Consider the following 25,561-nt stretch of genomic DNA (forward strand, 5'->3'; position numbering starts at 1 on the left):
AGGGTGAGACCAGCGAGCCGTCACACGGATTGCGCGTCTCGCCGCGTTTATCAGCCTCCCGCGCGGAGTCCGTGCATGGAGCGGTACGACCTTCTCTATCGACTGTACGACGAGTTCGACACCGACACGCTTCGGGAGTATCAGGACTTCGTCGACGTCTTTCCCCCTGTGGATTCGCGCGTCGCCCTCGACCACTGGCAGGAGGCGAGCGACGAACTCGAACGCCGAAAGGACGAGATTCGCGACGGCTTCGCGACCGGCGGCACCTTCGCCGAGGTCGCCGCCCGCGCCACGCGCGAACAGGCGTTCGCCGCACAGGACCTCTACTCGAAGTACGGCCGCGCGGTCAACGCCCTCGTCCTCGACGTCGACGAGACCCTGCGCTCTGCGGGGAAGACGGACAACGAAATTCCGCGCGACACGCTACACGTCCTGACGGAGTTCCACGAGCGCGGCGTCCCCATCGTCATCTGTACCGGCCAGACCCTGGAGAACGTCAAGGGCTTCGCCATCCAGGGACTCGGCAACGAACTCGTCCACTCGGGCGACGTGAGTATCGTCTACGAGGCCGGCACGGGCGTCTTCACGCCGGGCCATGGCTCGCAGACAAAACAGTTGCTCTACGAAGACCTCGACGAGGAGATCCGCGCCGTCTTCGACGAGATCCGCTCGCGTGTGCTGCCCGACGCCCCCGCCGACCTCCGCCGCGGCGTCCACCTGCAGGGCAACGAGTTCAACATCACCCTGAAGCCCAACTTCGACATCGGCTCCTCGAAGGCCGAGACGGTCATCGACGAGGGGCTGGTCTACCTCATCGACCTCCTGGCGGAGGCAATCGCCGGCGTGGAGGAAGCGAACGGTGACGTCGACGTCGACGACGCCCGCGAGTGGGCACGTGCCTACTACGCCGACGCCGACCCGGAGATCCGCGAGGTGCTGGAGTCCGAGGGGGAGGTCTCGGGGGCCGCGGTCGACGACGTCCCCGAGTCGGTTCGGGATCTCTTCGAGCGCATCGACGTCGCCTACTACCACGCCGACGCGGCCGAGATCGGCTCGCTCGAACTCAACAAGGTCGCTGGCGTCGAGGCGGCCCTGGACGTTCTCGACATCGACGACCCCTTCGTGACGGTCATGGGCGACAGTAAGTCCGACCTGCGCGTGATGCAGTGGGTCGAGGAGAACGACTACGGTATCGGTGCCGCCCCCGACCACGCCTCGCGGGACGTGCTCGACCACGTGATGAACACGGACGAACTGGTCTTCGACCGCGGGAAGTCCGCGGAGATGCTCCGGACGGTCTACGTTCTCAATCTGCTGGCAAAGCTCGGATAGGCGGCCGCGAGCCCGTCGTTGGAATCTCACTGCGCCGCGCTAGTCGTGACGGTTGCGTGTCGCGATAACACACAGCACGGTTATGTTCTTCCCACGCGTACTACTGGTAACGATACGGGGGAGGGGAGGACTCAGATGACCACATCACCATACACCGAGCACGTTCTCGACCGCGTCACCGGCTGGCCGGGCGTCACCCTCGCCGCCTGTCCCGACGGCGGAATCGAACTCTACGTCGCCGACGGTCTCGTCGGCCACGTCTACGATACCGGCCTCGTCGATCTCGCGTTCAGCCGCGGGGTCCGCGACCAACTCCTGACCGAGGGTCGCGCCGACCGTCACCACCGCGACCCGGACTCGGGGTGGGTCTCGGCGTGGCTCCGCGCACCCGAAGACGTCCGCGACGTCTACTGGCTGCTCCGACTCGCCTACGTCTGTCAGCTCTACGGTCTCCCGCCCGAACGGGTACGCACGGTCGCGCCCGACGTCGACCTCACGCCGGAGATCGAGCGGCTCGGTCTCTCGACCCCGCTCCGACTGCTCGTGACGCGGCCGGGTCCGGCCGCCGAGGAGTCGCTGGACGCCGCGCAGTCGGCCTGACGGCGACAGGGGACCCACAGACTCATTATGGCTGCCATCTCAGAGACCGGTCGTGACTCACAGGTGGCTCTCGCTGTCGGAAACGCCGTTCGACAGGGACGAGTTCGTCGCGCTCTGGATTCTCGCGACGACCACGTACGGCGTCGGCGACACGGTGACCACCATCGCACTCATCTACTTCGTCCCGGCCATCTCCGAGGGCAACGCCGTCGTCTCGGCCGCCGTGGACGCCTTCGGACAGGCCGGTCTCGTCGGCCTGAAACTGACCGCCTTCTTCGTCTGTCTCGTCGTCAGCCTCGACGCCGCTCACGACGGCAGTAGACGCTGGTACTACCTGCCACCCGTCGTACTGACGCTCCTCGGGGCGTTCGTGACGGTCTACAACGTCCGGCTGCTGTTGGGCTGAGCCGACGTCGCTCCCTTCTCCATGGATTGAATAAGAGAGTAGAGCGGTGCACCTGGAACAGGATAAAAGGAAACGTGAATTCTACAGGAGCCGAGCAGCCGATGCCGTTAGCCGCTATTCGGTTCCGGTGTCGCCGTCGGTTCTGGCGTGGCCGTCGGTTCGGGCGTCGCCGTTGCCTCTGGCGTTGCCGTCGACTCTGGTGTCGTGGTCGACTCCGGCGTGGCCTTCGGTTCTGGCGTAGCCGTCGCCTCAGGCGTCGTGGTCGTCGGTTCCGGGGTCGCCGTCGTCTCGGGCGTCGTCGTCGATTCTGGTGTCGTGGTGGTTGATTCCGGCGTCGTCGTCGCCTCTGGCGTTGCTGTCGACTCTGGCGTCGCCGTCGCCTCAGGCGTCGTGGTCGTTGGTTCCGGCGTCGCCGTCGACTCGGACGGAGACGACTCGTTCTTCGCGTCCTGAGTCGGCTCGCCGTCGGAGTCTGTCGGCCCGTCGGGTGACTCGTCCGCCGAACTCGGCGCGGGACCACCCGCCGACGAGGCCGCCAGTCCGCTGGCAGTCGACGGGGCGTCGTTGCCCGCGACGGTCAACGAGACCTCGGCCGTCTCCACGTCGAAGAGCGCGGCGGCGGTGAACCCCCCCGATAGCGTCGTGAAGAACACGAGACCGACCAGTGCCAGCGACGACAGTCGCCGGTCAGGCGTCCGCATCGTCCTCCTCCCAGAAGTCCTCGGTGTCGGCGACGTGCGCGACGTCCGCAGACTCGGCTGGGTCGGTCCCGCCGTCGGTGAGACCCTGGCCGCCCCCCGACGGCTCGGGTGGGGTCTCTCTCGTCGACGACGTCGGCTCGGTACTCCCGGCCGGCCCGGCCGCGTAGTAGAGTCCACAGAGCAGGAGTGTCGACGCGCCGGTCCCGGCGACGACGGCGACGGACCAGCCCTCGGTCAGCTGGGTCGCGACCCAGACGCTGTACGCGGTAAAGGCCGCGAGCGCGACGATGGCGAGCCGGATGTCCGTCCGCGAGATGCTGTATCCCGAGGCGACTTCGTCCGCTTCGTCGGAGACGGTCGAGGGAGCACTCGGTGCCGCCACCGGGTCGGCGGCCGTGTCGTCCGCGTCGGACGCGACAGCGAGCGTGACGTCGGTCTGCGCAGTGTGCTCGGTGTGTTCCGTGTGCTCGGCGACGGGCGTCTCCGCACCGTCGGCGTCACCGGCCGCCTCGTCACCGGACGACCGGCCGCGGACGCTCGTGGCGACGAGCCAGACCTCGTTCAGGACGAACAGCGCGATGGGTGCGACGACGAGCGCGGCGAAGCCCGCGTCGGTGTTGACGAACTGGACCGCGTAGCCGATGTACGGGATGGTCAGCATCACGCGGCCGACGAGCCGGTCCGGCGTCACCGGCTGGGGGTCGGGGTCCTCGTTGTTGTCGCCTTTCGTCCAGTAGCGGACGCCGTCTGCGGTCTCTTCGACCTCGGTGACGCGGTGGGTCGTCGGCACCGACTCGCCGCCGCGCGTGAACGTGATGACGTCGCCGCTGACGACGGCCGCGGGTGCGACCGACTCGACGACGACGGCGTCGCCGGGGTTGATGTTCGGCTGCATACTGCCCGTCAGGACGACGTAACTCTGCTCGCCGCCGACGACCTCTGGTACGCCGTAGACGACGAACGGGGAGACCGCGGCGACGAGGATGAGCAACCCGAGGATCCGTGCGAGACGTCCGGTGTTCATCGCGACACCTCGTCGCTCTCGCTGTTGTCTCGGACGTCTCGGACATCTCGTTCGTCTTGTTCGTCTCGCTCGTCTCGGGAGGTTCGGGCGTTTCGGTGGCGACAGCCGTCGGTGTGATGGCGAGTCCGAGACAGACCGGGGCGGTGCGGACAGCGACACAGTGTCGCCGAGTCGTCGTCCGCGGAGCGGTGTCTCGCGTGGCTGCGGCGGTCGCTCGGGTCGCGGTTCGGGGTCGGGGGAAGGGTTCGGGTCATGTTACTCACACTGTGATGCTTGGAAGTGGACCGCGATTTCGGGTGACTCGCCCGCGTGGCCGTCGTCGGTGACGCGGAGCGCGAGCTCCAGCGCGACGACCTCGTCGGCTCGACAGCCGCTCCAGAGCGGGAGCGTGCCGACCTCGGCGAGGGCCGTCCAGTCGCTCGCGGCGGCGACCGTCGAGTCGCCGACCGACGACGGCTCGACGCGGAGGTCGATGTCGTCCGCAATCGGGCCTTTCGGTGCGTCGAGCGTCAGCGTCCCCGCGGCGGGGATGTCGGGGACGGCGAGGGCGACGGTCACGCTCCGAACGTCGCCAGTGCCCAGCTCACCCACGTCGAGCGCGAGCGGCCCGTCGGTGAACGACGACGGGAAGGAGCCGGACTGTTCGGGGACGGCCGTCCCGTCGGCAGAGAGCGCGAACCGGAGGTCGAACTGGCCGGAGGCGAGCGTCACTGGCAGACGTTCGCTGTCGAACAGCGTGCCGTACGCGCCAGCACCGCCGCCGAGACCGAGACAGCCGACCGCGCCGAGACCGGCGAGAAGCCGTCGGCGTGAAAGCCCGTCGGCGGAACCGTCAGTCACGGCTGTCCTCCGCCGTCGGGGCCGTCGCGTCCGCCGTGTGGGGCGTCGCTCGGCCCGTTGCGTCCACCGTTCGAAGCCACGCTCTCCGTCTCCATCGGTTCACTCCACCACTGGAACGGGGATAACTAATCGCGCGTTCACAGCGCGCAATCGGCCAATGTATCGGCGCAATCATGCGTTGTCCTCCGCCAGACACTCCTCGGCGAAGACATCGAGACTGAACGTCGCACTGTCACCCTGTACGACGTTGCCCACGTCCTCGTCGATAGCCCAGGTCATCGTCAGCGGGATCGTCGTGCCCGCTTCGAGACACGGCTGGCCGTCGCCTGCGTCCGGCGCGAGCGCGACGCCGTCGGCGAGGGCGGCGGCAACTTCTGCGAGCGTCCCCTCCGCGTCGGGGGCGACGAGCGGTTCTGTGAGGTCGTGGATGCCGTTCTGCCCGCCGGCGGCGTCGACACCGAGGATACCGGTGTCGTATCGGAGGGATACGTCGATGGACTCGGCGAGTTCGCCGTCGTCCGGCGTGTCGTCGCCGGCGGTCACTTCGGGTTCCGTCCGGCCGTTCTCGGCGGTGTCGGTCAGGTCGAGCGCGAGCGAGAGCCGAGCGGTCCTCGCGGTGTCGCCGACCAGTTCGGCGAGCACCGTGAGCGACCCGTGGTCCCCCGGCAGGGCATTGTCGAGCGCGACGACCGGGCCGTCGGTCGCGTCGCCGGTCGTCTCGGTCGTCTCGGCTCTGACAGCGCCGTTGTAGGTCTCGCGCCAGCCGACCCGGAGGTCGAGGCCGCCGTCGACCTGGTGGGTCTGCTGGCTCGTGAGTTCGACCGGCTCGAAGCCGAAGGTCGCTCGGCCGACGGCCGTCCCGCCGTACAAGAGGCTGAAGCCGCCGAGTCCGGCCAGGAGCTGTCGACGGGAGGGGGTGATGTCGTGGGTCATGGCGTTCCCGTGTGGGAAACCTGCTGGCGGAGTCGAACCGCCGTGGCGACGGGAGCGTCGCCGGGACACCGGTGCAGGTCGGATTCTGCTGGTCGTGCGGGCGGACGCTACCGAATCCCTCCGAATCCGCCGCTGCTTCCTCCACTGCCACTGTTGCCGTTGTTCCCACCGTTGCCGCTGTTTCCGCTGTTACCTCCATTGCTATCGTTGCCGCCGTTTCCACCATTTCCACCGCTTCCACCACTGCCTCCGTTGCCGCCGTTGCCGCTGTTCCCGCTGTTTCCACCATTGCTGCCACTGCCGCCGTCCCCGCTATCGTCGCTGTCTTCGGAATCGTCAGGGACGAAATCGCCGTTGTAGTTGTACTTCGCGTACTGGAACAGACCGCTGTTGCCGAGCGGCGCGTTCTCACTCTGGCCGTCAGCGACGGGGTCACACTCGTCGAAGACGACGGTGCCCGCGGTCGCTGGCGGCGAGAGGTCGACCGTCTGCCAGCACTGCGCGCCCTTGACGACGATGCGGTCGACCGGGTCGTCGCTCGCCCAGTCAAAGCCGATGGGTTCGTTCTCTTCCTTGTACTGGACGTTGCTGAACGCGACGTCACCCGACAGCTCCTCGTCGGTGCCGAAGGCGACGAAGCTGATGGCGGGGGCGTCGTGCTCCTCTGGCGGTTCGTCCGGCGGCTCCTCGGTGTCACCGCCGCCCGCGCAGGGCGACCGGGTGCCGTCGTTGTGGCGACACTGGAACGCCGAGAACGCGACGTCGACGCCGACGGTGTCGGTCTGGACCTCGTTACCCGTCTCGAAGGGGAGTTCCCAGTCGAGACAGAGCGCGGGGTTGACGACGCCGTCGGGAGCCTCGTAGTCCGACCCAGCGTAGCAGACCTGCTCGCCCGCGACGGCGGTCTCGTCGCCGGTGCCGTCGAGCGGCAGGCCGCCAGCGATAGCGTCGAGCACGTCCGCGAGCGACCCCGAGGCGATGGTCGCGAGGAGTTCGCCGTCCGCGTCGCAGTAGCCGAGCGTCGCCTGCAACGCGTCGGCGAGTTCGCCGGTCTCCGTGGAGTCGTCGGCGGCGTGGTTCAGCTCCGGTTCGGGCTGGCCGTTCTCGTCGTTCGCGGTGAGCCGGGTGCAGAGCCAGAGATACGCCGGGTTGCCCGTGAGGTCGAGGTCGAAGCGGAGCCGACCCGAGTCGCCCGGCTTCACGTCGGTCAGTTCGAGCGCGACCGCGGTGGACCCGTCGGCGACGCCCTCGACCACGACGGGCGTCTCGCCTGCTCCGTCGTAGACCGACCGGACGGCGACAGCGAGGTCCAGACGGCCGCCAACGAGCGTGTTGTCGGTGAACTCCTCGCGGTCCGAGAGGAGGGCAGTCGTGGCGAAGCCCGTCGCAGAGGAGGCCGTGCCGACGGTGGCCAGCCCGGCCAAGAGCCGTCGGCGCGAGAGTCCGAACGTGTCGTCTGTCTTCATGTGAGGCCCACTGGTGGAGTCGAACCACCACGGAACACCGGTGTGGGGGGAATGCGAAGCGTCACCGCCGAGAGGTGAGAGGGACGAAGTGGTTAGTCGGCCTGCAGTGGGTTCTCGTTGGTCTCGTTGTGGCGACACTGGACCGCGCCGAACCGCAGCCCGAAGGTCAGCTCGTCGGTCTGTGCGAGGTTGAGCGTCTCGTAGTCGATGTCGCCGTAGCGCGCCGACACCTGGTCCGCGAAGGTCGCCTCGTCCTCGTCGTCCGGCGTCTGCCACGGCAGCGTCGAGAACTCGGCGGGCGTCTTCGGGAGATACCACTCGATACCGAGACAGTAGACGCCGGGGTCGACACAGGTCGCGTCGGCCGGGTCGGGAATCTCGAACGGCTCCGCCCGCGGGTCGAACGGCTGGCCGCCTTCGAGCAGGTCGATGAGACCGGCGAACGAGCCACGGTAGAAGGGGCTCTCCGCGCCGCCGGAGATGCTGGCAGCGACGTCGGTGTAAGCGGCCTCCAGGTTCGTCCCCGACACCGACAGCGACTCGACGTCGTAGAACGACGACCCGTCACTGCCAGTCGCAATCGTGTTGAGCAGCGCGTCCTCGGCGTTGGGACCGATGGCGATGGAACTGATCTGCTGACCGACGGTCTTGGCGTCGGTCGCCTCCTGAACCGCGTTGCCGGGGTCCTGGTCGTCGCCGCCGTCCGACAGCAGGACGATGGCTTGGTTGGCCGCCGGGTCGGACACGTTCGAGAGGAGGTCGCTGGCTGCACTGATGCCCGCGCTGATGAACGTCCCCGTCTTGCCCGCGCTGCCCTCGGAGGCGGCGATCTCCTCGCGGAGGTCGTCGAGCGTGTCGTTGACGAGCGCGGAGTCGTCGGAGTCGACGAGTGCCACGTCGCGCACGGCATCTCGGGGGTTGCCGTTCAGGTCGATGTCCTGGCCCTCGGTCGTCCCGTAGAAGACGACACCGATGCGGACGTCGGCGTTCGGCAGCAAGGCGTTGAGCTGCGTGACGAACTCCTTCGTCGCCTCCTCGACGACGTCGATGCGGTAGAGGTCGTTGTCGTTGTCCTTGTCGACGCCGCGGAGGGCGTTGCCGTTCGCGGCCTGCGTGCCGTCGAAGTCGACTTCGCCGCCGCGGTTCGGGTAGAGCATCGACCCCGAGACGTCGATGGCGAGGACGATGTCGGCCTCGCTCGTCTCGGCGTCCAGGCGGTTGTTGCAGTTGGTGTCGTACCACGCCTCGACCCACATGAGGTCGTCGAGGTCGCCGTCGGCGGTGCCGTCTGAATCGTCGTAGGTGCCGTCCGCCGCGTCTTCCGGCTCGACGATGCCCTCGTCGCTGTCGACCTCGGCCATCCCCTCGAACCAGAGATACGCCGGGTTACCGCAGTGGTGGAGGCTGATGGTCATCTCGCCGGAGTCGCCGGGCTTGACGTCCGGAAGGTCGAACATCGTGGCCTCGAAGCCGTCGACGAGCCCAGCGAATCCCAGGTCGTCGCTGTCGATCGGCTCGTACATCCCGTCGCAGTCGACGCCCTTCGTCACGTCGCCCCAGTCGTTCTCCGAGTAGACCTGACCCTGTGCGCCAGGGTTGCCGGTCGTCTCGTATCGTAAGTCAGGAATCTGGCTGAGGACGTACATCGGCTCGTCGGTGTCGGGGACGCGATCGACCGACGCCGGCGAGTCGTAGTTGATACCGGTGTTGCCGTTCGACATCGAGTCGAAGGCGACCTCGGGACCGGTCGTGTACGTCGAGCGGTAGTCGAGTCGGAGGTTCAACTCGCCAGCCGTGAGGCTGTTGCCCTCGAAGGACTCGGTGTCGTTGAAGTAGGCGGTCGTGCCGAGACCCGCGCCGGCCGAGGCGACACCGACGGTGCCGAGGCCAGCCAGGAGGGTTCGTCGTGAGATGTTGAGTCTGTCGTCGGTCATGGTACTGTCCCTCTCGGGAATCCCACCGGCGGAGTCGAACCGCCGTGCTCCAAATGGGATAGTTACTGCAGAGAAAACTACGGACTATACGTCGTGACGATGTAGTTACCGCTACCCGTGGAGTTGGTCCCCGGGTAGATCGGGTTCGTTGCTGGGTCGTCAGCGTTGATCACTGCGCGACTGTCAGGGTAATTGAACGCATCTACCTGAACGCGGTAGTTGTCGCCCGGGTTGGGCATTGCACTGTTGTCTACAGCGACCCACAGGACGTTTCCAGAGTGACTCGCAAACAGGATTGGGTTCGACACGTCACTCGGGTTCTGGAACATCCCCGTCTGATCTTTCTCCCAGACTGGGTTTCCACCGCTGGTGATGACTTCTGAGTATCCCGTGTCGGTTCCAGACGGGAGTTGACTGTGCCCCGGTTGCCAGATAACCTGCCAGTCAGCAGTCCCATCGTCGTCGCTGTCGACGGCGAGGATATTGTTCATGTAGTCAAAGCTGTCAGCAACGTCGGTGATCTTGAACAACGTCTGAGACGTCCCGTACGCGACGTCAAGCGTCAGGTGACCAGACTCATCAGCCGCGTAGTTACTGTCAGCGTCATACTGCCCCGAGACGAAACTGTCATCGACGAAGGGGTTCGCCGTTCCGTCGTTGTGCCGTGACTGCACGGCGTAGAAGGTCAGGTCGAACTCGACGGAGTCGGTCTGGACCTCGTTGCCGACCTCGGTCGGCAGTTCCCACGCAAACGCGAGACACTTACCCGAGAAGTCCTGTTCGGGGGTGCCCGGGAACGGCTCTCGATCCGCCGTACTGGAGTCGTTGTCTAGTGGAATGCCAGCTTGAAGCGCTGCAAGCACCTCGCGGAGGCTGCCCTCGAAGACGAGTTCCGCGTCACCCGCCACTGGGATCGACTCGTTCTCGCTCGGACGGCCCTGGTCGCCCGGGACGTAGCCGTCGTCGACGCAGTAGAGAACGGCTTCGATGGCGTCGGCGAGTTCGCCCTCGCCATCGATGGGCGAAGAGGACTCGGTGGTGTTGTTCGGGTCGGCGTCCGCTTCGGGTTCGTTGACGGTGTTCTCGTCGTTCGCGGTGAGTTCGCCACCCGCCCAGATGTAGCCGGGGTTGTCCACGAGCGAGAAGCAGAACGTCCCGTAGCTGTAGTCGCCGGGCTTCACGTCGGTCAGCTGCTGGCTGACCCCGTTCTCGCCGTTGATGACGACGGGTCCGAAGGTCTCGCCGCCGCCGTTGGCTTCTGCTTGGTACTCGTAGACCGTCGCCTGCACTGCGAGGTCGAGCGAGCCGGCGGTCAGCGTGTTGTCGGTGAACGATTCGGTGTCGTTGAAGTACGCGGTCGTACCGATTCCAGCACCCGCAGACGCGAGGCCGATGGTTCCGAGACCGGCCAGGACGTTGCGGCGCGAGAGGTTGAGTTTCTTGTCTGCCATTGGTGGGTGTCGCCCGGCGGGGATCCCGCTGAGCACTGTCAGAACCCTGGATTAGTACGGTATTAGGTAATAACCGAATTGACAGGTCGAACGGCGGACTTGACTCACCGCAACGGCTGGCCTCGCTCGCTCAACCGGCCACTGAGTCCGACGAACGACGAGTTTCCAGGCAACAATCGCTGGTTGTTCACCTCGAAACGGGCCGTTGTGAGAGCGACAACGGCCAGTTGCTCGCACACGACTGTCGGCTGAAATACCCGTATTCGGCGGTTTGAGTGGTATAACCACGCAATCAGCGGATGTATAAGGGGGTATAGTACCCAGTGGTGACTACGGCGCGACCCCATCGCCGCCAACTCGCGACGACGCGCGCCACAGGAGAGACCCACTCATGCAGTTGTTCACCCAGTCCGGCCTGCTCGAAACCGAGATTCACGACATCCTGCGGAACGACCGCCGCCGCGCGGTGCTCAAGCATCTCAGACAGACGACCAGCGACGTTACCCTGCGCGACCTTGCGGAGGGTATCGCCGAGATCGAAACCGGCGAGTCGCCGCCGCCCAAGAACATCCGCGAGTCGGTCTACAACTCACTGCACCAGACGCACCTCCCGAAGCTGGACGAACGCGGCGTCATCAGCTACGACAAGAACCGCAAGACCATCGCGCTCGAAGAGCGCGCTCGCGCGGTCAACATCTACATGGAGGTCGTCACGAAGTACGGCATCACCTGGGCGGACTACTACCGAGGGATCGCGACGCTGTCGCTGCTGACGGTGCTGGCCGTCACCATCGGCGTCCCCGGTCTCTCCGAGGCGGGCACACTTCTCGTGACGAGCGGCTTCCTGCTCGTCGTCGCGCTCTCGACGCTCTACCAACTGTGGACCCAACGGTGGCTGTATCTGCGGCAGCTTGTCGGGTAAGTCTCGGTCAGTACCGGAGGTAATGGTCCACTTTGTCGGACGAACGGCACCTTTTCGCGGCGCGAATTCGCGCTTTTTCGTCAGTTTCGTGGCTCCGCTCAGCGACAGCCTTGGCATCCGGACCCTACCGAACCGAAGGCTCGCTGTTTCGACTGTACTGGCCAGTTCATCACCACAGGAACCCGGCTCGGATATGTCGGCAGAACATAAGCTATCATTGTTGTCGAGTTGTTCGAATAACGTATGTCCGACACGTGGCTCTCTCTGAGAGAGACGCCTTTCGACGACGAGGAGTTCGTCACGCTGTGGGTTCTCGCGACGACCACGTACGGCGTCGGCGACATCGTGACGACCATCGCACTCATCTACTTCAGTCCGACCGTCACCGAGGGGAACGTCGTCGTCGCGACTGCCGTCGGCGCGTTTGGACAGGCAGGCCTCGTCGGACTGAAACTCGGTGCCTTCCTGATTTGTCTCGTGGTGAGCGTCGACGCCGCCCACGACGGGAGCAGGAGTTGGTACTACCTGCCACCGGTTGGGCTGACGCTTCTCGGGACAACCGTGACGGTATACAACATCCAGTTGATGCTGATGTGAGAGAGATATCGGCGGCGGAGTAACTACGCTGTCCGCAGTCCGAGCGTCACGTCGAACGAGACCTGGTCGCTCTGTATCTCGTTCCCGACATCGGCCGGAAGTCGCCACTCGACGACGAGATGTGCGTGCTCGCCAGCCTCGAGGCCGACCGAACCCAACGGATCGCCCGTCGCAAGCGTCGACAGCGACACGTAGTTCGGCCCCGACAGGAGGCCGTTCCCGGAGCCAACGAGATACGACCGGCTTCCGTCGCCTCGGACGAGCGCGACTCTGAGTTCGAGTGCATCTGCGAGTTCGCCGACATCGGGACTCGCGTCGACCGCTCGCTCGGGTTCGATGAGGCCGTTCTCGGCGTTGACCAGGTTCGAGACGGTGATTGAGAGGGTCGCGTCGTCGGTGCCGTCGTTACTGACCGTCACGGCGGAGTCACCTGCCGATCCGGGGGCGGCACCCTCGACTGCCAACAGTGGTGTCTCGGCAGCACCGCCGACGTCGAGCGCGACCGCCGTTTCGGCCGTGTTCGTCACGTCGAACTCGTACGGTTCGACGACGGCGACGCGGTCGAGTTCATCGTCGCCATCGTAGAGGACGGCCGTGACCGAGACGTAGCCGCGACGGGTCCGAGTCGAAGCGTCGGCGGGATTGGCGAATCCGGGCGTCGTGGCTTCCGTGTAGAACAACCGCGTCGAATCGAACGCCTGACTGAGAGAGAGTGAACGGTCGTTACTCGCTTCGACGGTCGTACGCCTCCGTTCGGTCCACTCCTCGTTCGGTGTCCACGTGTGGGCGACGAGCGTGACTCGGTCGGCAGGGACATCCCACTCGACGGAGCCGCTGAGTTCCCCAGCCAGCGGGGGGACAATACCCTCGGCGTTGGTCACGTCGTCGGGGTCGGTGGGTGTGAAGGCGACGTCGAGGCAGCCGCAGTTTGGTTCGGTAGTGGTTGCTGCGTTCTCGGGTTGAGAGGCTTCGTCAGCATTGTTATGGCTCTGGCTTCGGGTTGGCGTTGATGTAGTTGATGATGGCTCTGGAGCGTGTGGTGTCTCATTGGCCCCAGTTGAAATGTGTTCTTGGCTAACAGGAACAGTGCCTCCGAACAACCCTACCCCAGTCGCTGCGATGGTTACGAAGAGTGCAACGCATATGATACTGATTTTTCGAATAGTAATCCAATTGTCTATTGATTCACTGTCAATCATAAAAGAACAAACGGGGTTTGAAGCGGTCTACTGGCCAGCCTGCTTCAGAGCGAACGTGATATCCGTCCGCAAGACGTCACCTTGATAGTCGTTTGGGATGTTCTCGTTCATCTTCAGATCGATGTTGAAGATAGTCTCCTCGGGCGAATCTGGGGGTGTATGCCCCAACTTCGGTGGATCGAATTCGTCTAAGACCGCTTCGTTGGTATCTGGTGCAGCCAAATCTGCGAGGGACACAAAATCGTCTGGTGCAGTCGCATCCTTCTGGATGGTGTTTCCGTTGTGTGACTCGTCAGGTTGACTGTCGGTGACCAGATTCACAATATCTCCATCTGTTGTGGTGTAGGTGAGTGACTTCACCTCAATCCACTTCGCCATGTTACCTCCTGGATTAGTGTCTGCATCAGGACCACTGTCTCCAGGGGTATCTGGCGTTCCATCATTATTTTCGTCGATATCTCCGTCTCTGTCTTCGTAAGTGGTATTGCTGAAGTCGATTTCGAGGTGATCCAGTCTCCTCGTCCCCGTATTGAACAGGGCTAACTCGAGAGCGTAGGGATTCTCAGTGGTCTCACCCGGTTTCCAGTCGTACGAGTAGGAGGTACCGAACGTACCATCATGCATCCCTAAGTCAACTGTGCCGGCTTTGATTTGGTTATCTACAGAACTCTCTGAGTCAGTGAAGTACGCGAACGTACCAGCACCAGTTCCTGCACTGACCGCGCCGGTCGCTCCAAGAGCACTCAACAATCGCCGACGCGTAAGTTCCATTGACTGAACCCTCCTATTTAGGCCTGAGTCGGGGAAGTGGTGTTGTCAGCAGACTGCGTGACGGTGAAGGCAACCTCAAAGTCAACCCCGTCTCCTTGTGCTTCGTTGCCAACGTCAGCAGCAAGTTTGACCTCTAAGTCGAGGGTGATTGTATCATCAGTATTTAAGGTAGCGTAACCCTTGACCGTTTCCATCGCGTCGTTGAGTTCGCTCAGGTCAACGTACGTTTCACCATCTCTAGCTTCTTCCGCGTCCGCATCATCGGTCGCATTAATATTCCCCTTGATCGGTGAAGATGGGGAATCATCCGCTAGGAGGTCGTCCGTTTCCTTAGTCCCCCCTCTGTCATGAGTAATCGATGCTGACACGACCTCTACCCTGTCTGCAAACTCATCTGCAGAAAGGTCACTACCATTGGTAGCTGCCTCTGATTCACTCGGCTCACTGAGAGCCGTATCGATGTCAAGACTGACACCATCGATACTCCCATCGTACGTCACAGAGACAGTCTTTGATTCGGCCGATCCACCTGGTTTCAGATTTTCAATATTTGCAGAGAAACCGCTCGGGCTATTAAGGTCAACCGTCCCTGCTGAAATATTGTTCCCCGAGCTCGTCTCGTTGTCACTGAAGTACGCCATCGTCCCTGCGCCCGTGGCTGCGCCAGCGGCGCCGATCGTTGCGAGTCCGCCCAGTACCTTGCGTCGCGTGAGTTCGACTCTCTTGTCAGACATTGGGTTGTCTTACCTCGTTCACGTGTGCATCCGTGGGGTCGCTCCCACCTAGCACGCAGTTGCTCCAAGGCACCATACCCCCTTTTGTATATGCCGATTGACGTGATGACAAACCCGGGCAGACCAGAGACAAACCGCGGTTGAACGTCTCTCGGAGGGAGTCAGAAACCCCTCTAATCACCGATTAAAGACCGTCGAACGCTGTTTTCGGCCGACACCGTGGACCCTAAACAGCCAATTAGATAAGGTGTAATCTATCAAGAATTTCTATAGAATGAGCATGAAGCAGGTCGGGGCGGATACCGAGACGCTTCCACGGGAGGTCGTCTTCGATATGCTGAGTAGTCAGCGACGACGACACACGCTGCACTACCTCTTACAGCACGACCGACCCGTCGAACTTCGCGAGCTGTCGCGGCAGGTGGCAGCGTGGGAGAACGGCATCGAGCCCGTCGAGGTCACGTCCGACCAGCGGAAGAACGTCTACACCGCGCTCAGGCAGGCACACCTCCCGCGGATGGACCGAGCGGGAATCGTCGACTTCGACCCGAACCGCGCGGAGATTGAACTCCGCGAGGAGGCAAGTGATCTGCAGTTGTACCTCGAAGTCATTCCGGGGAACGACATCCCGTGGAGCGACTACTATCTCGGTCTGAGCGTCTTCTCGGGATTGCTCATTGGTGCCGCGGAGTTCGGTGTCTTCCCGTTCGGTGAAATTCAAGTCGTAGCCTGGACGGGACTCGTCGTCTTCCTTTTCTTCGCGTCTGCGGCCACGCACGCGTACATGAACCGGCAGATGCGTCTGGGGCAAGAAGGCCCACCACCGGGCTACGAACAGGAACTCCAACAGGAGGACGAGTGAGATGGACCGGTCGAAACTCCTCAACACTGCTGGTCTGGTGCTCCTGGCCGTCCTCGTGGTGCCGTTCGTCGTCTTCGCCGTCCCGCAGGTCGTCGGTGCCGAACACAGTTTCGTCGTCGTCTCGTCCAGTATGGCTCCGGCGTTCCACGCCGGGTCTGCCGTCGTCGTCAACGACGTCGATCCGACGAGCGTCGACGAAGGGGACGTCATCACGTTCGAAGCACCGGGTGAGAACTTCGGTGGCGAGGGTGATGTCGACCGCGTGACCCACCGCGTCGTCGACGTTGTCGAGGAGGAAGACGGCCTCTACTTCCAGACCAAGGGTGATGCCAACGAGGAGGTGGACCAACAACTCGTGCCAGCCGAGAACCTGATCGGTCGGGTGTTCTTCGCGATTCCGCTCATCGGCTGGGTACTCGACTTTGGCGGGTCGCAAACTGGACTGCTCGCTCTGGTCGTCGTCCCGTCGGCGCTTCTCGTCGTGGGTGAGGTCTGGGATCTGTATCAGGCGGCGACCACGGGTGAAGAGGACAAGAACCAGCCGTCGGTCACAGTCGAGGACGACTGATGCGCGTGACGAGGCAACGACTAGCGGCATTGTACGCCGTTGTCGGTCTCGTGATGGCCAGTCTCGGTGGTGGCGTCTACACCCACGCGGCATTCAGCGACTCAGAAACGTCCGAGGTGACGATTCAGGCAGCGAGTGACTTCACCGTCACTGCTGGAAACTTCGACGCCGATCCGGGACATATCAGTCGTTCATCGAACGGTGGTACATTCCACGTCCACTTCGACATCGACGAACCAGGACAGGTGGACACGGACCGCTTCACACTCCGTATTGTCGAGACCGGAGGAACCCTCGACGCAACACGCGCATCCTGCAAAGAGAAGAGAGGGGGAGTGAACTGTCGCATCAAGTTCGAGCGCGACGAGTTGGTGACGCAGACTGACAGTGCTGGCACGTATGACCTCGTGCTTTCGGGGTGGTGGGACCGAGGGCGGGACTTCGAGTTGACCGGGACGGTCGAAATTACGCAGAGCGAAGAGCGGTGTACCAACACTGCCGGAAACACCGACTGCGACTCCACGACAGAACAGTCTACGGATAACGATGATCGTTGCACGAGTGTGACAGGCAATTCCGGCTGTGAATCGACCCCGACGCAGTCCGCTGGGAACCAACAGACCTGCACGAGCAGTTCGACGAACTCGGGTTGTGAATCGACGACGACCCAAATCCTCGGGGGTTCGACCACGTTATCGATGGCAGCCTCTACTCGTGGATAACAACAAGAGTATTGGTCGTCGCCAACGGTTTCAGCAGTCAACCATACATCTTTCTCACCTGAGTGTGAGCCTGAGCCGTCCACGGTCACCGTCACCGCTCTCCAAAGTTTTACTTACTATCGAGTAAAGGACCACCTATGAGCAAAGACTACGCGGAGCTCCACGACCCGAACGCGGAGTACACGATGCGAGAGCTCTCGTCGGAGACGATGGGAGTGACAGCGAAGCGCGGCGGCGGCCGCGACGTCGAGATTACGGACATCCAGACGACGATGGTCGACGGCAACTTCCCGTGGACCCTCGTCCGCATCTACACCGACGCCGGCATCGTCGGCACCGGTGAGGCCTACTGGGGCGCGGGCGTCCCGGAACTCATCCAGCGGATGAAGCCGTTCCTCGTCGGCGAGAACCCGCTCGACATCGACCGTCTGTTCGAGCATCTCGTCCAGAAGATGTCCGGTGAGGGTTCCGTCGAGGGTGTCACCGTCACCGCCATCTCGGGCATCGAGGTCGCGCTGCACGACGTCGCGGGCAAGATTCTCGACGTCCCGGCCTACCAGCTGCTCGGCGGCAAGTACCGCGACAAGGTCCGCGTCTACTGTGACTGCCACACCGAGGAGGAGGCCGACCCGGACGCCTGTGCCGACGAGGCAGAGCGCGTCGTCGAGGAACTCGGCTACGACGCCCTGAAGTTCGACCTCGACGTCCCCTCGGGCCTGGAGAAGGACCGCGCGAACCGCCATCTCCGTCCCGGCGAGATCCGTCACAAGGCCGAGATCGTCGAGAAGGTCACCGAGCGCGTGAAGGACCGCGCCGACGTCGCCTTCGACTGTCACTGGACGTTCTCGGGCGGCTCGGCGAAGCGTCTCGCCTCGGCCATCGAGGAGTACGACGTCTGGTGGCTCGAGGACCCCGTCCCGCCGGAGAACCTGGAGGTGCAGGAAGAGGTCACGAAGTCGACGACGACGCCCATCACCGTGGGCGAGAACCGCTACCGCGTCACCGAGGAACGCCGTCTCATCGAGAACCAGGCGGTCGACATCATCGCGCCCGACCTGCCGAAGGTCGGCGGAATGCGCGAGACGCAGAAGATCGCGGACGTCGCGAACCAGTACTACATCCCGGTCGCGATGCACAACGTCTCCTCGCCGATCGCGACGATGGCGAGTGCCCACGTCGGCACGTCCATCCCGAACTCGCTGGCCGTCGAATACCACAGCTACGAACTCGGCTGGTGGGAGGACCTGGTCGAGGAGGACGTCATCGAGGACGGCTACATCACCATCCCGGAGGAGCCGGGTCTCGGCCTGACGCTCGACATGGACACCGTCGAGGAGCACATGGTCGACGGCGAGACGCTGTTCGACGAGGCGTAAGCCGACGTCGAACTTGCTGAGCTTCGCTCAGCAGTGTTCGACGAAGCCTAAGCGTCGTCGTGAAGGAAAATCTCTGATTTTCCGTGTTCGACGAGGAGTGAAACGACTCGTCGAGCCAGCAGCACGAAGTGTTGCGCTGTTCGACGAAGCGTAAGCCGAAGCCGAACTGACGACCTGCAGTTTTCTTTCGTTCATTAGCTGCGCACCAGCGACGCGGACTTCCGCCACACCGAGACTTTTGCCCACCGAGTACGTTGTGCGGTACCATATGTCGAACGAAGACTACACCGTCGACTACGACTTGAGCGACGACGCCGAGAACATCCACAGCGTCTGGGACAACAGCCTCGACCCGTTGGTGACGGTCGAGCCAGGCGAGGTCGTCCGGTTCGAGTGTCGCGACGCGCTCGACGGACAGGTCGGCCCGGACTCGACGGCCGAAGACCTCGCGAACGCCACCTTCGACCCGGTCCACCCGCTGACTGGTCCCGTCGCCGTCGAGGGTGCCGAGCCGGGCGACGTCCTCGAAGTCGAACTGCTCGACTTCGAGCACAAGGGCTGGGGATTCACGGGCTACATGCCCGGCGAGATGGGACTCGGTCTGCTGCCCGAGGACTTCGAGGAGGCAGGACTCCACATCTGGGAACTCGACGACGAGGTGGCACACTTCGTGAACGGCATCGAGGTCCCGCTCGATATGTTCCCCGGCATCGTCGGCGTCGCCCCCGGCGAGGACGGCGAACACGACACGCTCCCGCCGCGCAACACCGGCGGCAACATGGACGTCAAGCACATGACGAAGGGGTCGACGGTCTATCTCCCGGTCGAGGTCGAGGGCGCGCTGTTCTCGACGGCCGACTGCCACGCCGCACAGGGTGACGGCGAGGTCTGCGTGACGGGTATCGAGTCGCCGATGTTCGTCACGGCCCGCTTCAACGTCCGGAAGGATATGGACATCCAACAGCCCCAGCTGCAGACGACGGGACCGTTCACGCCGACCGGCCAGGACGAGCCGATGTACGCGACGACCGGCATCGCCGACGACCTGATGGAGGCGACGAAGAAGGCGGTCCGACACATGATCGACCATCTCGAAGCCGAGCGTGGGCTGACGCGCGGGGAGGCGTACATCCTCTGCTCTGCGGCAGTCGACCTGAAGGTCAGCGAGGTCGTCGACGCGCCCAACTGGATCGTCACGGCCTACGTGCCGGACAGCATCTTCCCCTGAGCAGGCGGCCGCGACGCTCAGTGCGAGGGACCCGACTCGGACTGTCTCCGGAGCCGGTCCGCAATCGACCGTCCCACGTCCCGCGGCGCGTCTTCGACGATTTCGATCTCGTCGCCGACGTGGAGTTCTCCCCCGGTTACGACGTCGGCACAGATACCACCGCGGCGTTCCTTCAGCGCGCGCATCACGTTCTCCTCGTCGGCGACCTTCTCGACGTGGGCACAGGGTGGCCGCGGGCGGGTTCCCCGGAACTCGACGTCGCCGACGCGGAACGTTGTCTCAAGCAGGTCGTGGAGGTCGACGCCGCGGGTGACGACGTTTCTCCTGTGGCGACCGTCCGAGAGGTCGATGCCGAACTCCTCGCGTATCGTCTCGATTGCCTCGCCCTCGATGAACGTCACCTCGCAGACGTCGAACGGCGAGTAGTACCCCTTGCCAGTCAGATAGCGGTCGCCGGTCAGGCCGCCCTCGACGGCCTCGACGGATTCGAGCTGCTCCATCGGCGCGGAGTCTTCGGGGGCGACGAAGATGGTCTCGACGCGGGGAGTCCGGTTCATGGCTGAGGTTGGGACGGGGGCGAGAAAGCGGTTCGTGTGGTATCGTGGCTCAGCAGACGGGCTTGGGGTCCAGTCCCATCCCGCGCAGCGAGTCGGCGTAGTCGTCGTACGCGAGTTGGATGACGTACTCGGCGACCATCTGGGCGCGTTGCCAGTCCTCGTCGGTCTCACACAGGTCGTCGAGCAGGCCGAGCCCGAGTTCGACCTCCTCCTGCGTCTCACGTTTGAGGTCACGGAAGAGGTCGGCACGCCGCTCGTCGGCCTCGTTGACGAAGAAACTGACAATCTGGGTGTGCGCACGGATGCTGACCAGTCCGCGGGCGACCAGTCCGGCGGCGAGGCGTTCGACGGTGTCCTCGCGGCCGCGGAGGTAGGTGTGCATCGCGCCGCCGTCGACCGGGTCGAAATCCGGGTCACTGAGTTCGGCGACGACGCGGTCGTAGTGCTCGTCCTCCTGGTCGGCGACGTGTTCGAAGGTCGCTTTCGCCTCGTCGTCCGACTCCGTGTCGGCCCACTCGTGGAACGTCGTCCGGGCGGCGTGTTCGCTGTTGGCGGCGACGCGGAGCACGACCGGCGTCTCCAGTTCGGCGTCGGTCAGCGCGACGAGGAGGTTGTTCGAACCGAGCCGCGAGAGCTGGGTCGCTTTCGACTGCTCCAACGTCGCCTGGAAGGCTTCGGCGTCCATAGCCCACACCACGGGCGCGACGGCTTTCAAGTTTCGCGCGGCCGAGGCGTCACACGGCTGAGGAGGGCGACCGACGAGCCCGGCCGCCCCCGAGTTTTTACCCGAGAGCGACGTACCGGTTCTATGACCGACGACCCCGACACCGGGCGGGAGGCAGGCTCTCTTTCGGCCGACGCCCTCCGCGACCGACTCCGCCGTGGCGACGCCGTCACCGTCCTCGACGTCCGCGACCGCGACGAGTTCGAGGCGTGGCACATCGACGGCGAGAGCGTCCACGCGACACAGATTCCACACAACAAGTTCCTCGTCGCGCGGGTCCGCGGCGGCGTGGAAGAACTCGTCGCCGACCTCGCCGAACCTGTGCTCGTCGTCTGTGGCGAGGGGAAGGCGAGCGCCGACGTGGCCGACCTCCTCGCGGACAACGGTATCGAGGCGTTGAACCTCGACGGCGGGATGGAGGGCTGGGCGCGCGTCTACGAGTCTGTCGAGATTCCGCACGACGAGGCGACCGTCCGCCAGTATCTCCGTCCCTCCAGCGGCTGTGTCGCCATCCTCGTTGTCGCGGGCGACGAGGCCGTCGTCGTCGACCCCCTGCGGGCCTTCACCGACCGCTACGTCGCCGACGCGGCCGAGTTGGGTGCGGAAATCACGTACGCCGTCGACACGCACGTCCACGCCGACCACGTCTCGGGCGTCCGCGACGTCGCCCGCGAGACGGGTGCGGAAATCGTGTTACCCAGGGGGGCCGAGAATCGTGGCCTCGCGTTCGACGCCACGCTCGTCGGCGACGGCGACACGCTCGGCGTCGGCGAGGTGGAACTGACTGCCGTCTCCCTGCCCGGCCACACGACAGAGATGACGGGCTTCCGGGTCGGCGACCTGCTCCTCGCGGGCGACAGCGTCTTCCTCGACAGCGTCGCCCGGCCGGACCTCGAAGTCGGCGACGACGGCGCGAGCGAGATGGCGCGGACGCTCTACGGGACGCTCCACGAGCGGCTGTTCGCGTTCCCCGCCGAGACGCGCGTCGTTCCGGGACACGTCGGCGACCGGACGAAGCCCGACGACGCGGGACGGTACGTCGCGACGCTGGGCGACCTCCGCGACCGACTCGACGTTCTCACGCTGGACGAAGACGCCTTCGTCGAGCGGATTCTCGAAAATATGCCCCCACAGCCAGCGAACTACGAGACCATCATCGAGACGAACCTCGGCCGCCGCGAGACCGACGACGCGGAGGCGTTCGAACTCGAACTCGGCCCGAACAACTGCGCGGCGACGGGAACGGCTGACTGAGTCCTTATACCACGAACTGTCCTTCGAACCGCTCTTGGGCGAGTTCGTACGCCTCGTCGACGAGCGCGGAGAGGCTGTCGACCGTCGCCTCCGAAGGTCTGAGGACGCAGACCCACGAGGCCCAGGCGTACGTCGGATGCGGGAGCAGGCTGTCGAGGAGATCGTAGTCGTGGCCGGTCTCACAGAGCTCGCCAGCGGCGGGGCGTGGCGGCTGCTCGCCGAACAGCGAGCGGTACGTCTCGGGGCGAATCTCGAAGTTCACACGGTAGATGCCGTCGCGGTCCAGCTCGGAGGCGGAGTCGGTCCCGCTGTCGTAGTCCTTGACGGTCAGAAAGTAGGTGCCACGGGCGAGTTTGTTGTCGGGGTTGTAGAACAGCCCCTGTTCGCCCCACGCCGAGGTCATCACGACGTTGTCGTACTTGTCGAGCGTCGTCGTGAGCAGCCTGTCGGCGTTCATAGCATCGTATGGGGGCGGGCGGGCAAAGGGGTTTCTGCGATGCGGATTCAGTCGTCGTCGGCCGCGGGAGCCTCGGTCGCGGCGTCGTTCTCGATGCTCGGGGGATACTTCCCGCGGTCGAGTTTCAGGTCCGACTGCGGTCGGGCCATGCAGGTCAGTGCGTACGCCTCGCGCTCCTCGTCGGTGAAGCCGCGCGCGGCCGGCTGGGTGACCTCGCCTTCGATGATCTCGGCCGAACACGCCAGACACATCCCGACGCGACAGGAGTACTCCTGCGCGATTCCCTCCTCTATGCAGGCCTTCAGGATGGTCTGCTTGTCGGACACCTGGATGGTCTCACCGGTGCCGACGAACTCGACGGTGTACTCGGTCATACCCGCGGCTACGGATGACCCCGGCAAAACTCTTTATGCGCAATTCTGTCGGCGGGCCGTGGTCGGTACGGCAGCAAAACCCTGACATAGCCACTCGCCCAACGCTCCGGTATGTCAAACTGGACCGACAGCATCGTCGGCGACCGCATGACGGTCGACCGCGAGTTCAACGACCGCATCCAATCCTCGGAGTTCACCGGCCAGGAGTGGGGGCTCATCATGACGGCGACGGAGTTCGAGATCGAGAACGCCGACGACCCCGAGGCGGCCCGCATCGTCTCCGACACGGAGAAACTGCCGCAGATCATGCCCGAGTTGGAGAACATCCGCTCGCAGATGGGCGCGATGGGTGGCGCGACCGGCGGGTCGTCCGGTGGAAGCAGCGGCGGTGGCGGGCTCTTCGGCTCCATCAAGAAGGCCTTCGGTCTCGGTGGCGGCGGCTCGGGCGGCGGCGACGACGAACGGCTCCGCGCGGCCGAACGGCTCACACAGGAGTACGCCGACGAACTGCAACAACATCTCGAAACGAAAGGCAAGTGGGAGCAGGTCCGGATCGCGTACCAGGAGTAGGTCGCGGCCGCGAGGCAGTGGAGTCGGGCCCATCGACTGACGGGCTAGCAGCGGACCGTGAGGTGATCGGTCAGATCTCGTCGCCGGTGCGGAACAGCGTCAGCTCCTCGGCTTCGTAGATGTTGATGAGTTCGGTGACGATCTCGTCGTAGTCCTCGTCCTCTTCTCGGAGGCTATCCAGACGGGCAACTGTCTCCGCTGTGAGTTCCACCTGTGGCATAGGTCGTAGTTCGTCAGCGAGAACCTTAATCCCACGCCCGTCTCGGGGAGACGGCCGACGGCAGCGACGGGAGTCTGCGGCCGTCAGTCGCTTCGCAGTTCCGCTTCCGGGGTCGTCAAGACGGCTTCGAGCGCGTCGAGTGCTTCCTCAGCGTCCGGACCCTCCGCGACGAGGCGGACGTCCTCGCCGTTACGGACGTTGAGACTGTTCACGCCGATCATGCTGTCGGCGGCGACGACGTCGTCGGAGTCGGCTCTCGACAGCCGGAGGTCGGCGTCGAACCGCTTTGCGGTCTCGACGAAGACGTCCGCCGGTCGCGCGTGGAGGCCAGCCTCCGTCGCGACGGTCACGACGCGCTCGGTCATCGCTCCCTCCCCGTCGAAGGCTCGGTTCGGAGCCGTCGTCTGGGGCCGTAGTGTCGGTCACAGTTGCCTGCCATGTGTGTCGTGACCACACGGGGCGCGGGTACGTAAGTTGTCGGGTCATCTCGCTCAGACCTGCGAGACGTACGCCGATTCGGTCGCGTACTCCTCGGGTATCTCGCCGACGTCCCAGCCACTGCCCGTCGTCTCGACGTAGTAGTACCGCCTGTCCTCGTACTCGTAGTACGTCCCCGGCAGGTCGTCGCCGTAGACGCCGACCGCCATGTGGCCCGGCAAGAGGAGCAGGACGGTGTCGTAGTTGAACGAGTCCGACTGCAAGAGCGAGGCGAGCATGACGGCCGTATCCTCGCAGTCGCCGCCGCCCTCCACGAGCGTCTCGACCATGTGTTTCGTGTAGTCGTCGTAGCCCGTCCCGACGTCGTCGGGGACGTACGGTAGGTTCTGGACGAAGTCGATGAGGAAGTCCACTTTCGATCGGGGGGTCCGAAAGCCGTTGGCCGCCGCCTCGGCCGCGAGGATGGCACCGAAGGCGTCGGCGGTACCGTCGGCCATCGCGTCGGTGACGTACTGGCTGCGTCGCTTGCGCGCGGCGTACTTCTCGCGGACGTACGCCGACTTGTACGCGACGAACGAGACGCGCCAGTCCTCGCGGTCGGTCCATCCGGTGAAGGAGAGCAGGTAGACGCCCTCTGCCGACTTGCGGACGTAGCCGTCCTGCGCGAACGAGTCGTGGCTGTGCTCGTGGTCGTACCTGACAAGTTCGCCGTCGGCGACAACGAAGGGGTCGGTCTCGCACAGTTTCTCGCTGTCGCCGGGACCAATCGTCTGAGGAGTGCGGTCGGCGCGGACGACGTAGGCCTGCAGAAACAGCGGCTCCGCGGGAACCGTCTCGACGTCGAGCGCGACGGTCACCGGCTGGTCGCGCTCGGCCACGTCGTCGACGGCCGTCCGGCCCTCCGCGAGCGTCACCGGGTCGCGCTCCGGGACGGGATACGTCGAGAGGACGACCCAGACCTGTGCACCGTTCGGGTAGTCGTAGTCCTGGAGTGCGGCGTAGGTCTGGACCGTCGCCGACCGGAGGCTGTACCGGACGAAGTGGTCGGTCGTCCCGACGAGTCCGTCGGTGACGGCAGCGAGTTCGGTCGGGGGCGCGGGGACCCGTCGCTCGCCGCCGGTCCACGATTCGACGGCCGAGCGCGCTCTGGGGAGCGGCCGACCGTCGCCGCTCACGGGAGGACTACCGAGACAGCCGGACAGCGTTCCGAGTCCGAGACCGGCGAGCGTGCTCAGCACCGCTCTCCGTCGGATATCCATCGAAGATAGTACACTGTCGGAGAGGATAAACCACGCTGTCAG

At 64.5% G+C, this 25,561-nt stretch carries 29 protein-coding genes; 12 read left to right on the forward strand and 17 right to left on the reverse strand.

The window, feature by feature from the left end; all coding sequences use genetic code 11:
• Nucleotides 1-75 precede the first annotated feature (75 nt).
• The 3 genes from BLR57_RS12165 to BLR57_RS12175 all read left to right on the forward strand — a co-directional run bounded on the left by BLR57_RS12165 (nt 76) and on the right by BLR57_RS12175 (nt 2,338).
• A complete protein-coding gene (locus BLR57_RS12165) occupies nt 76-1,332 on the forward strand; it encodes an HAD family hydrolase (protein ID WP_089697852.1) in 1,257 nt (418 codons plus the stop codon).
• Between the two features lie 135 nt (nt 1,333-1,467).
• Complete coding sequence (locus BLR57_RS12170) at nt 1,468-1,932, forward strand: luciferase domain-containing protein (protein WP_089697854.1); 465 nt, start codon at nt 1,468-1,470, stop codon at nt 1,930-1,932.
• A 52-nt stretch (nt 1,933-1,984) separates the two neighbouring features.
• The gene (locus BLR57_RS12175; RefSeq protein WP_089697856.1) at nt 1,985-2,338 is read left to right on the forward strand and encodes a DUF5658 family protein; all 354 of its coding nucleotides are present in this window, start codon (nt 1,985-1,987) and stop codon (nt 2,336-2,338) included.
• Nucleotides 2,339-2,445: 107 nt separating this feature from the next.
• On the opposite strand, the gene BLR57_RS19625 is transcribed toward BLR57_RS12175, so the two are convergent.
• From BLR57_RS19625 to BLR57_RS12215, 7 genes are all read right to left on the reverse strand, one after another.
• Nucleotides 2,446-3,039 carry a hypothetical protein gene (locus BLR57_RS19625; RefSeq protein WP_211603250.1) on the reverse strand — a complete coding sequence of 198 codons (594 nt, stop codon included), beginning with the start codon at nt 3,037-3,039 and terminating at the stop codon, nt 2,446-2,448.
• Entirely contained in the window at nt 3,026-4,063 is a 1,038-nt protein-coding gene (locus tag BLR57_RS12185) for a signal peptidase I (protein WP_089697857.1), read from the reverse strand. The genes BLR57_RS19625 and BLR57_RS12185 overlap by 14 nt, the downstream gene beginning before the upstream one ends.
• Nucleotides 4,064-4,318: 255 nt before the next feature.
• Nucleotides 4,319-4,903: a hypothetical protein gene (locus BLR57_RS12195; RefSeq protein WP_089697860.1), complete on the reverse strand. Its 585-nt coding sequence runs from the start codon at nt 4,901-4,903 to the stop codon at nt 4,319-4,321.
• A 171-nt stretch (nt 4,904-5,074) separates the two neighbouring features.
• Nucleotides 5,075-5,836 (reverse strand): hypothetical protein, encoded by a 762-nt coding sequence (locus BLR57_RS12200; RefSeq protein ID WP_089697863.1) that lies wholly within the window; start codon nt 5,834-5,836, stop codon nt 5,075-5,077.
• A gap of 107 nt (nt 5,837-5,943) precedes the next feature.
• Entirely contained in the window at nt 5,944-7,302 is a 1,359-nt protein-coding gene (locus tag BLR57_RS19630) for a hypothetical protein (protein ID WP_211603253.1), read from the reverse strand.
• A gap of 92 nt (nt 7,303-7,394) precedes the next feature.
• Nucleotides 7,395-9,236, reverse strand: coding sequence for a SipW-dependent-type signal peptide and vWA domain-containing protein (locus BLR57_RS12210; protein WP_089697865.1), 1,842 nt, complete (start codon nt 9,234-9,236; stop codon nt 7,395-7,397).
• A gap of 77 nt (nt 9,237-9,313) precedes the next feature.
• Nucleotides 9,314-10,687: a SipW-dependent-type signal peptide-containing protein gene (locus BLR57_RS12215; protein ID WP_089697867.1), complete on the reverse strand. Its 1,374-nt coding sequence runs from the start codon at nt 10,685-10,687 to the stop codon at nt 9,314-9,316.
• Between the two features lie 391 nt (nt 10,688-11,078).
• Between BLR57_RS12215 and BLR57_RS12220 the strand changes: the two genes are divergently transcribed.
• Nucleotides 11,079-11,609: a DUF7344 domain-containing protein gene (locus BLR57_RS12220; protein ID WP_089697869.1), complete on the forward strand. Its 531-nt coding sequence runs from the start codon at nt 11,079-11,081 to the stop codon at nt 11,607-11,609.
• A gap of 243 nt (nt 11,610-11,852) precedes the next feature.
• Nucleotides 11,853-12,206 carry a DUF5658 family protein gene (locus BLR57_RS12225; protein WP_089697871.1) on the forward strand — a complete coding sequence of 118 codons (354 nt, stop codon included), beginning with the start codon at nt 11,853-11,855 and terminating at the stop codon, nt 12,204-12,206.
• 23 nt (nt 12,207-12,229) lie between these two features.
• Here the strand turns inward: BLR57_RS12225 and BLR57_RS12230 are convergent, their stop codons facing one another.
• The 3 genes from BLR57_RS12230 to BLR57_RS12240 all read right to left on the reverse strand — a co-directional run bounded on the left by BLR57_RS12230 (nt 12,230) and on the right by BLR57_RS12240 (nt 14,910).
• Nucleotides 12,230-13,087 (reverse strand): hypothetical protein, encoded by an 858-nt coding sequence (locus tag BLR57_RS12230; RefSeq protein ID WP_089697873.1) that lies wholly within the window; start codon nt 13,085-13,087, stop codon nt 12,230-12,232.
• A gap of 345 nt (nt 13,088-13,432) precedes the next feature.
• Nucleotides 13,433-14,176, reverse strand: coding sequence for a SipW-dependent-type signal peptide-containing protein (locus tag BLR57_RS12235; RefSeq protein ID WP_089697875.1), 744 nt, complete (start codon nt 14,174-14,176; stop codon nt 13,433-13,435).
• 17 nt (nt 14,177-14,193) lie between these two features.
• The gene (locus tag BLR57_RS12240; RefSeq protein ID WP_089697877.1) at nt 14,194-14,910 is read right to left on the reverse strand and encodes a TasA family protein; all 717 of its coding nucleotides are present in this window, start codon (nt 14,908-14,910) and stop codon (nt 14,194-14,196) included.
• A 280-nt stretch (nt 14,911-15,190) separates the two neighbouring features.
• Between BLR57_RS12240 and BLR57_RS12245 the strand changes: the two genes are divergently transcribed.
• The 5 genes from BLR57_RS12245 (at nt 15,191) to BLR57_RS12265 (ending at nt 19,666) form a co-directional block, all read left to right on the forward strand.
• Entirely contained in the window at nt 15,191-15,772 is a 582-nt protein-coding gene (locus tag BLR57_RS12245) for a DUF7344 domain-containing protein (RefSeq protein ID WP_089697879.1), read from the forward strand.
• Nucleotide 15,773: 1 nt separating this feature from the next.
• A complete protein-coding gene (locus BLR57_RS12250) occupies nt 15,774-16,340 on the forward strand; it encodes a signal peptidase I (protein ID WP_089697881.1) in 567 nt (188 codons plus the stop codon).
• Nucleotides 16,340-17,062, forward strand: coding sequence for a SipW-dependent-type signal peptide-containing protein (locus BLR57_RS12255; protein WP_089697882.1), 723 nt, complete (start codon nt 16,340-16,342; stop codon nt 17,060-17,062). The genes BLR57_RS12250 and BLR57_RS12255 overlap by 1 nt, the downstream gene beginning before the upstream one ends.
• A gap of 137 nt (nt 17,063-17,199) precedes the next feature.
• Nucleotides 17,200-18,438 (forward strand): mandelate racemase/muconate lactonizing enzyme family protein, encoded by a 1,239-nt coding sequence (locus BLR57_RS12260; protein WP_089697884.1) that lies wholly within the window; start codon nt 17,200-17,202, stop codon nt 18,436-18,438.
• 268 nt (nt 18,439-18,706) lie between these two features.
• The gene (locus BLR57_RS12265) at nt 18,707-19,666 is read left to right on the forward strand and encodes an acetamidase/formamidase family protein (protein WP_089697886.1); all 960 of its coding nucleotides are present in this window, start codon (nt 18,707-18,709) and stop codon (nt 19,664-19,666) included.
• 17 nt (nt 19,667-19,683) lie between these two features.
• On the opposite strand, the gene BLR57_RS12270 is transcribed toward BLR57_RS12265, so the two are convergent.
• Both BLR57_RS12270 and BLR57_RS12275 read right to left on the reverse strand, forming a co-directional pair.
• Nucleotides 19,684-20,223 carry an MOSC domain-containing protein gene (locus tag BLR57_RS12270; protein WP_089697888.1) on the reverse strand — a complete coding sequence of 180 codons (540 nt, stop codon included), beginning with the start codon at nt 20,221-20,223 and terminating at the stop codon, nt 19,684-19,686.
• A gap of 49 nt (nt 20,224-20,272) precedes the next feature.
• A complete protein-coding gene (locus BLR57_RS12275) occupies nt 20,273-20,908 on the reverse strand; it encodes a ferritin family protein (protein WP_089697890.1) in 636 nt (211 codons plus the stop codon).
• Between the two features lie 123 nt (nt 20,909-21,031).
• Between BLR57_RS12275 and BLR57_RS12280 the strand changes: the two genes are divergently transcribed.
• Nucleotides 21,032-22,201: an MBL fold metallo-hydrolase gene (locus BLR57_RS12280; protein ID WP_089697891.1), complete on the forward strand. Its 1,170-nt coding sequence runs from the start codon at nt 21,032-21,034 to the stop codon at nt 22,199-22,201.
• 4 nt (nt 22,202-22,205) lie between these two features.
• On the opposite strand, the gene BLR57_RS12285 is transcribed toward BLR57_RS12280, so the two are convergent.
• Together BLR57_RS12285 and BLR57_RS12290 are read right to left on the reverse strand one after the other, a co-directional pair.
• A complete protein-coding gene (locus BLR57_RS12285; RefSeq protein WP_089697893.1) occupies nt 22,206-22,658 on the reverse strand; it encodes a DUF6194 family protein in 453 nt (150 codons plus the stop codon).
• 47 nt (nt 22,659-22,705) lie between these two features.
• Nucleotides 22,706-23,032 (reverse strand): 2Fe-2S iron-sulfur cluster-binding protein, encoded by a 327-nt coding sequence (locus tag BLR57_RS12290; RefSeq protein WP_089697896.1) that lies wholly within the window; start codon nt 23,030-23,032, stop codon nt 22,706-22,708.
• A 111-nt stretch (nt 23,033-23,143) separates the two neighbouring features.
• Between BLR57_RS12290 and BLR57_RS12295 the strand changes: the two genes are divergently transcribed.
• Nucleotides 23,144-23,602: a DUF5799 family protein gene (locus BLR57_RS12295; protein WP_089697898.1), complete on the forward strand. Its 459-nt coding sequence runs from the start codon at nt 23,144-23,146 to the stop codon at nt 23,600-23,602.
• Between the two features lie 70 nt (nt 23,603-23,672).
• On the opposite strand, the gene BLR57_RS19435 is transcribed toward BLR57_RS12295, so the two are convergent.
• From BLR57_RS19435 to BLR57_RS12305, 3 genes are all read right to left on the reverse strand, one after another.
• Nucleotides 23,673-23,822, reverse strand: a complete 150-nt coding sequence (locus BLR57_RS19435) for a DUF7557 family protein (protein WP_170830632.1) — start codon at nt 23,820-23,822, stop codon at nt 23,673-23,675.
• An 83-nt stretch (nt 23,823-23,905) separates the two neighbouring features.
• Complete coding sequence (locus tag BLR57_RS12300; protein ID WP_089697900.1) at nt 23,906-24,187, reverse strand: HPr family phosphocarrier protein; 282 nt, start codon at nt 24,185-24,187, stop codon at nt 23,906-23,908.
• A 126-nt stretch (nt 24,188-24,313) separates the two neighbouring features.
• On the reverse strand, nt 24,314-25,519 hold the full coding sequence (locus BLR57_RS12305; protein WP_089697902.1) for a hypothetical protein: 1,206 nt from the start codon (nt 25,517-25,519) through the stop codon (nt 24,314-24,316).
• Nucleotides 25,520-25,561: the final 42 nt, after the last annotated feature.

Source organism: Halogranum gelatinilyticum, assembly GCF_900103715.1.
GTDB classification, from domain to species: Archaea; Halobacteriota; Halobacteria; order Halobacteriales; family Haloferacaceae; genus Halogranum; species Halogranum gelatinilyticum.